The organism is Streptomyces sp. NPDC059994, from assembly GCF_042737755.1.
In the GTDB taxonomy this organism is placed as follows: domain Bacteria; phylum Actinomycetota; class Actinomycetes; order Streptomycetales; family Streptomycetaceae; genus Streptomyces.
The window spans coordinates 1-1856 of sequence record NZ_JBHWUR010000224.1 but is presented as its reverse complement, the minus strand read 5'-3'; the positions used below and the strand labels follow the sequence as shown (position 1 = coordinate 1856).

Below are 1856 nucleotides of genomic sequence, written 5' to 3'. Positions count from 1 at the left end.
CCCGTGCTATGTCCCACTGCTCAGGTCTTGACGGGAGACAACCCGAAAGGCTCAGCTTAGAGTTCACATGTTGGAGATAGGGCGGGGCCTCAGAGCTGCGGCCTCGTGCGGGGGCGGCCGTCGTGCCGCCTGCCTACGGCAGGAGTGGATGAGTCGATGGAGACTCCGGGGTCGCAGACGTCATTGCACCGGGCCAATCTGGAGCGGGTCGTACGCGCGGTGCGCATGGCGGGCTCGCTCACCCAGGCCGAGATCGCCAGGACCACGGGGCTCTCCGCAGCCACGGTCTCCAATATCGTTCGTGAACTGAAGGACGCCGGAACCGTCGAGGTCACGCCCACCTCGGCGGGCGGCCGCCGGGCCCGCAGCGTCTCGCTCAGCGGCTCCGCGGGCATCGTCATCGGCGTCGACTTCGGCCACACCCATCTGCGCGTCGCGGTCGGCAACCTGGCCCACCAGGTGCTCGCCGAGGAGGCCGAGCCGCTCGACGTCGACGCCTCCTCCGCGCAGGGCTTCGGCCGGGCGGAACAGCTGGTCACACGGCTGATCGCGGCCACCGGCATCGGCCCGGGCAAGGTCATCGGGGTGGGCCTGGGCGTGCCGGGACCCATCGACATGGAGTCCGGAACGCTGGGCTCCACGGCCATCCTGCCGGGCTGGACCGGCATCAACCCCCGCGAGGAGCTCTCCGGGCGCCTGGGCGTGCCGGTGTACGTCGACAACGACGCCAACCTGGGCGCGCTGGGCGAGCTGGTGTGGGGCAGCGGGCGCGGGGTCAAGGACCTGGCGTACATCAAGGTGGCGAGCGGTGTCGGCGCCGGTCTGGTGATCGACGGGCAGATCTACCGCGGCCCGGGCGGCACGGCCGGCGAGATCGGGCACATCACCCTGGACGAGTCGGGCCCGGTGTGCCGCTGCGGCAACCGGGGCTGCCTGGAGACCTTCACGGCCGCCCGGTACGTGCTGCCGCTGCTCCAGTCCAGCCACGGGGCCGATCTGACCATGGAACGGGTGGTCCAGCTGGCCCGCGAGGGCGACCCGGGGTGCCGCCGGGTCATCGCGGACGTGGGCCGCCACATCGGCAGCGGTGTCGCCAACCTCTGCAATCTGCTCAACCCCAGCCGGGTGGTGCTCGGCGGCGATCTGGCGGAGGCCGGGGAGCTGGTCCTGGGGCCCATCAGGGACTCCGTGTCGCGGTACGCCATCCCCAGTGCGGCGCGCCAGCTTTCGGTCCTTCCGGGTGCCCTGGGCGGCCGCGCCGAAGTGCTCGGCGCGCTGGCTCTGGTACTGAGTGAAATGGGCGATTCGACCCTGTTGGAAAGTGCTCTCCCCGCCGGGGCTCCTGCCTTCACTTAGATAACGGATGGCACCGTTGTCATCTCGTTAAGGATTTACTCCTTGACGGTGGCCCCCCAGCCGAGTTGACTTCCAGCCACCTCGGCCGCAACGTCGCGGCCTCGTCAGGGAGGTTCCAGAATGAACACGCGTATGCGTCGTGCCGCCGTGGCCGTGGCCGCCACCGCAATGGCTGTCTCTCTCGCCGCCTGTGGAAGCGCCAAGGAGTCGGGCGACAAGACCAAGGAGTCGACCGGCTCCAAGAAGGGCGACGCGATCAAGATCGGTCTGCTCCTGCCGGAGAACCAGACCGCGCGTTACGAGAAGTTCGACAAGCCGCTCATCGAGAAGAAGGTCAGCGAGCTGACCAACGGCAAGGGCAAGATCGTCTACGCGAACGCCAAGCAGGACGCGACGACGCAGACGCAGCAGGTCGACACGATGATCACCAACAAGGTCGACGCGCTGATCGTGGACGCGGTGGACTCGAAGGCGATCGCGGGCGCGATCAAGAAGGCCAA

General features: G+C 68.8%; 2 protein-coding genes. Both read left to right on the top strand.

Going from position 1 to position 1856, the window contains the following annotated elements; translation table 11 throughout:
- The first annotated feature begins 156 nt into the window (after positions 1-156).
- Positions 157-1356, top strand: coding sequence for an ROK family protein (locus ACFWA7_RS39975; RefSeq protein ID WP_385539276.1), 1200 nt, complete (start codon positions 157-159; stop codon positions 1354-1356).
- A gap of 120 nt (positions 1357-1476) precedes the next feature.
- On the top strand, positions 1477-1856 hold a 380-nt coding region (locus ACFWA7_RS39970; protein ID WP_385539274.1), incomplete at its 3' end, for a substrate-binding domain-containing protein.

Bases quoted from the DNA above. Each gene is read 5' to 3' on its own strand.
- ACFWA7_RS39975 (WP_385539276.1), top strand. From the start codon at position 157: ATGGAGACTCCGGGGTCGCAGACGTCATTGCACCGGGCCAATCTGGAG.